The following is a 5,058-nucleotide window of genomic DNA, read 5'->3' as shown; positions in this document are numbered from 1 at the left end:
AACGCGGCCATGTTGACGATCTTTTTTTACGCGCTGGTATTCGGTTTTGTGTTTTGCCTCTCGCCTGGCGCCGTGCTGGCCGAGACGTTGCGCCGCGGCTTGCTGCACGGCTTTACCCCAGCCTTGCTGGTGCAGATCGGCTCGCTGGTGGGCGACGCCGTGTGGGCGGTGATCGGCCTCACCGGCATGGCCCTGCTGATTCAACACGACGCAGTGCGTGTGCCGCTGACCATCGTGTGCGCGCTGTACCTGGCCTGGCTGGGCGTGCGCAGCCTGATCGACGCCTGGCACTTGCCCGCAGCCGACACCGCGCCAGCCCGCGGCGGGCAAAACGCGCTGGCGGTGGGCGCGGCCATTTCCCTGGCCAACCCGAAGAACATTGTTTATTGGGGCGCATTGGGCAGCGCGTTGTCGGGCATCGTCGGCGCCACGCCCAGCCATGCGCAAACCCTGATGTTTTTTGCCGGCTTTATGCTGGCGTCGGTGCTGTCATGTTTTGTGATTGCCGCACTCGTCAATCTGCTGCGCAAGAACGCCTCGCCGCTGTGGCAGCGCATCAGTTATGGCGTGGGTGGGTTGGTATTGATGTATCTGGCAGTTCTATCGGCACAGGGCGTGTGAAGTTATATATCCGGTAACTTCCCGAGCGGCTTATCTGAATAAACTCTGAACACGGGTTAATTTAATTAATCATGCGTTGACATTTTGTAACCGCCTGAGTAGATTGCCCCTGCCCACAACTGGGGCCTTTTTTAAACCTCACAAAAGAAGCCAATGGACACAGTATCTAGTCGCTGTCCGAGCACCGCTAACGCGGGCATCGGGCGCCAAACCCAGAATATGACAGGACTCGCCTTCCAGGTCCGGTAAGCTGCGCTAGAGCTGATGCTCCACCGTAACTGCCTCACCGGTCGCCCGTCCGGTCCCGAGGTGTGTTATGACCTTCCAACGCTTAGTTTTGCCAGATGTACGTACGCTAGCCGCAGCCCTGCGCGCCAAGCTGTACCGTGAGCCTGTAGGCTTTTCGCCTGCTCGTTCCGCCTTTGCTGCACCTTCCCCCCAAGTGCGTCCGGCGCCCCCGCTGGCGCACTGGCGTATCTGCCCTGCCAGCGGCCAACTGCTGCAGCACTGGGACCACGCCGACCCTCAAGACCCGCACAGACCCAAGGTTTCCATGCTGGCTCAAGCGCGCCTGTTGCTCGGACTCTATTTGAGCACTCGCGCCGCTTAAGTCGGCCGGAAACAGCAACTTCCAAATTGATATTCTGGAGTTCTTTATGAACACGTCCAGTAGTAGCCCGCTGCGCGTTAGTTAACTAACGTGCGTCTGGCGGGCGCTGTAGAAGTTAGGTGAACACCTTATTTAAACCGATCGCGAAGTCCGCGGCTCGGCATGCTTTCGCTCGCCTGTATTCAGGTAAGTACCGGGTATGTTTTGTCGAGAATTGGCGACAGGAGTACAGACAATGAGCGCCGTAAAAAACACGCCTCTGCACAAGAAAAATGGCACCGCAACCGACACCAAACTGTCGATGCGTGCCGCCCGCGAAGCCCAGAACGGCCTGCAGGCCACCCTCGCCAATGTGCGAGCCACCCAGGATGGTTTAACCGAACTGGACGCCTCGGCGCGTCTGCAACGCGAAGGCTACAACGAGGTGGCCCATGACAAGCCGCCTCACGCCATCGTCCAGTTCCTGCAGGCACTGAACAACCCTTTCATCTATGTGCTGCTGACCCTGGCTGGCATCAGCTTTGTCACCGACTACTGGCTGCCCTTGCAGGCCGGTGAAGAAGTCGACCTGACCAAAGTCATCATCATCATGACCATGGTGCTGCTCAGCAGCCTGCTGCGCTTCTGGCAGGAGCACCGCTCGGCCAAATCTGCCGAAGCGCTCAAAGCCATGGTACGCACCACCGCCACGGTGCTGCGCCGCGAGCAAGTCGGCGCCCAGCCGACGCTGCGCGAAGTGCCGATGCGCGACTTGGTCGCCGGCGACATCGTGCAATTGTCGGCTGGCGACATGATCCCGGCCGATATCCGCCTGATCGAATCCCGTGACCTGTTTATCAGCCAGGCCGTGCTGACCGGTGAAGCCTTGCCGGTCGAGAAATACGACACGCTCGGTGACGTCACGCACAAATCCGCCTCTTCACTGGCGGCCGACCAGAGCAACCTGCTGGACCTGCCGAACATCTGCTTCATGGGCACCAACGTGGTCAGCGGGCGGGCCAAAGCCGTGGTGGTCGCCACCGGGCCGCGCACTTACTTTGGCTCGCTGGCCAAGGCCATTGTCGGCTCGCGGGTGCAGACCGCGTTCGACCGTGGGGTCAACAGCGTCAGCTGGCTGTTGATTCGCTTCATGCTGGTGATGGTGCCGATCGTATTCCTGCTCAATGGCTTCTCCAAAGGCGACTGGGGCGAAGCATTGCTGTTTGCCCTGGCGGTGGCCGTGGGCCTGACGCCGGAAATGTTGCCGATGATTGTCAGCGCCAACCTGGCCAAGGGCGCCACCGCCATGGCCAAGCGCAAAGTGGTGGTCAAGCGCCTGAATGCGATCCAGAACTTTGGCTCAATGGACGTGCTGTGCACCGACAAGACCGGCACCCTGACCCAAGACAAGATCATCCTCGAACACCACGTCAACGCCTTCGGTCAACGTGATGACGCGGTGCTGTCCCTGGCCTGGCTGAACAGCTACCACCAGAGCGGCATGAAGAACCTGATGGACCAGGCTGTGGTGCAGTTCTCGGAACACAATCCCAAGTTCCAACTGCCGTTTGCCTACAGCAAGGTCGATGAATTGCCGTTCGACTTCGTGCGCCGTCGCCTGTCGATCGTGGTCAAGGATGCCGTCGGCGACCAGTTGCTGGTGTGCAAGGGCGCGGTGGAAGAGATGCTGAGCATTTCCACGCACGTGATGGAAGATGGCGCCGCGGTGCCGCTGGATGATCGTCGCCGTGACGAGTTGCTGGCACTGGCCAATGACTACAACGAGGACGGTTTCCGTGTACTGGTGGTCGCCACCCGTCACATCCCTAAATCTCTGGCTCGCCAGCAATACACCACCGCCGATGAGCGCAACCTGGTCATCCAGGGCTTCCTGACCTTTCTGGATCCACCGAAGGAAACTGCAGGCCCGGCGATTGCTGCACTGCAACAAATCGGCGTGGCAGTGAAAGTGTTGACCGGCGACAACGCCGTGGTCACCAGCAAGATCTGCCGTCAGGTCGGCCTCGAGCCCGGCCAGCCACTGTTGGGCGTAGAAATCGAAGCGATGGACGACGCCACCCTGATGCGCCGCGTGGAAGAACGCACGGTGTTCGCCAAACTCACGCCGCTGCAGAAATCGCGGGTGCTCAAGGCACTGCAAGCCAACGGCCACACGGTCGGCTTCCTCGGTGACGGCATCAACGATGCACCGGCGCTGCGCGACGCCGACGTGGGTATTTCAGTGGACAGCGGCACCGACATCGCCAAGGAATCGGCCGACATCATTCTGCTGGAAAAGAGCCTGATGGTGCTGGAAGAAGGCGTGCTCAAGGGCCGCGAAACCTTCGGCAATATCATGAAGTACCTGAACATGACCGCCAGCTCCAACTTCGGCAACGTGTTCTCGGTGCTGGTGGCCAGCGCGTTCATTCCATTCATGCCGATGCTGGCGATCCATCTGCTGCTGCAAAACCTGATGTACGACATCTCCCAACTGGCCTTGCCGTGGGACAAGATGGACAAGGAATACTTGGCCAAACCGCGGAAGTGGGATGCTAAAAACATCGGCCGCTTCATGATTTGGATCGGGCCAACCTCGTCGATCTTCGACATCACCACCTTTGCGCTGATGTGGTACGTGTTCAGCGCCAACAGTGTGGAAATGCAGACCCTGTTCCAGTCCGGCTGGTTTATCGAAGGGCTGCTCTCGCAAACCCTGGTGGTGCACATGTTGCGCACCCGCAAGATCCCATTCTTCCAGAGCACGGCCGCCTGGCCGGTGTTGATGATGACCGCGATTGTCATCGGGCTGGGGATCTACGTGCCGTTCTCGCCGCTGGGCACCCTGGTCGGCCTGGAGCCGCTGCCGCTGGCGTACTTCCCATGGTTGGTCGGCACCCTGCTCGCCTACTGCTGCGTGGCGCAACTGATGAAAACGATCTACATCCGCCGCTTCAAGCAGTGGTACTGATCACCCCCGCCGTTTAAACGGTGGCGGTCGCCCGGCCGCCACCGCGCGACACAAGGATTTTGAATATGCGCGTCTTGATCTGTGCAGGTCGTCATTACGCCGACACCAAAAAGTCCCGCCAAGTGCTGGACGCCTACCACCGCCTGCGCCCAGTGCAGGTATTGATTCACGGCGGCAACCAATTCCTGGGCAGTGACGTCGAGGAGTGGGCGCGGGAAATCGGCATCGACGTGGTGCGCTACCCGCCCAACTGGCAACGCCACGGCAAGCAAGCGGAACGACAGCGCAACCATTTCATGCTGGCCGACAGCCGCCCCGACGTGGTCATCGCCCTCCCAGGCGGTGACGACACTTCGGAGCTGGTCTGTCAGGCCAAAGCCAGCGGCATTTCGGTGCTGACCGTAGAAAGCTGAATTCAAGCGAGGTGCATCATGCACAAAAAACACACCCCTCTTCGCAACGACGGGTTTGCCAAATACCGCGTGCGCCACAATCGCGGCGCCCGCCACACCTTGTTGCTATTGCCGCCAGCCAAACGGCGCGCACTGCAGCGTAACCTGACGTTTATCGGCGTGACCCTGGGCCTTATTTTACTCATCGCGCTGCTTTCCAAGGCCCAGGCGGCCGGTGGTGCTTATGTGGTTGACGACGGGGCGGTGAACGCCCCGGGCGAATGCAATGTCGACGCCTGGTACACCGCCAATCGGCACCAAGGCAACGTCCATAACCAGACCTTGAACCCGGCCTGCACGTTCAGCGCACTGCCTTCAGTGCAATGGAGCGCCGCACTGTCGCGTGCCAGTCATGCCGGTGCCGCCGACACGCAGGTCAGCCCGCAAGTCAAGGCCCAGGTGTGGTCGCGGGAGGCCTGGGGGCG

General features: G+C 60.4%; 4 protein-coding genes and 1 pseudogene. All 5 read left to right on the top strand.

Going from position 1 to position 5,058, the window contains the following annotated elements; all coding sequences use genetic code 11:
- The first annotated feature begins 9 nt into the window (after positions 1-9).
- Complete coding sequence (locus E0F99_RS28815; RefSeq protein ID WP_083358299.1) at positions 10-621, top strand: LysE family transporter; 612 nt, start codon at positions 10-12, stop codon at positions 619-621.
- Between the two features lie 316 nt (positions 622-937).
- Positions 938-1,231 (top strand): hypothetical protein, encoded by a 294-nt coding sequence (locus E0F99_RS28810; RefSeq protein ID WP_083358298.1) that lies wholly within the window; start codon positions 938-940, stop codon positions 1,229-1,231.
- A gap of 235 nt (positions 1,232-1,466) precedes the next feature.
- Complete coding sequence (gene mgtA / locus E0F99_RS28805) at positions 1,467-4,181, top strand: magnesium-translocating P-type ATPase (RefSeq protein ID WP_083358297.1); 2,715 nt, start codon at positions 1,467-1,469, stop codon at positions 4,179-4,181.
- A 65-nt stretch (positions 4,182-4,246) separates the two neighbouring features.
- Positions 4,247-4,594, top strand: a complete 348-nt coding sequence (locus E0F99_RS28800) for a DUF2493 domain-containing protein (protein ID WP_083358296.1) — start codon at positions 4,247-4,249, stop codon at positions 4,592-4,594.
- 18 nt (positions 4,595-4,612) lie between these two features.
- Positions 4,613-5,058, top strand: a pseudogene (locus E0F99_RS28795) (hypothetical protein); the annotation flags it as partial.

It is taken from the genome of Pseudomonas antarctica (assembly GCF_900624995.1).
Lineage (GTDB): Bacteria > Pseudomonadota > Gammaproteobacteria > Pseudomonadales > Pseudomonadaceae > Aquipseudomonas > Aquipseudomonas antarctica.
This window is presented reverse-complemented; position numbering and strand designations above follow the sequence as displayed.

Bases quoted from the DNA above. Each gene is read 5' to 3' on its own strand.
- E0F99_RS28815 (WP_083358299.1), top strand. From the start codon at position 10: ATGTTGACGATCTTTTTTTACGCGCTGGTATTCGGTTTTGTGTTTTGC.
- E0F99_RS28810 (WP_083358298.1), top strand. From the start codon at position 938: ATGACCTTCCAACGCTTAGTTTTGCCAGATGTACGTACGCTAGCCGCA.
- mgtA (WP_083358297.1), top strand. From the start codon at position 1,467: ATGAGCGCCGTAAAAAACACGCCTCTGCACAAGAAAAATGGCACCGCA.
- E0F99_RS28800 (WP_083358296.1), top strand. From the start codon at position 4,247: ATGCGCGTCTTGATCTGTGCAGGTCGTCATTACGCCGACACCAAAAAG.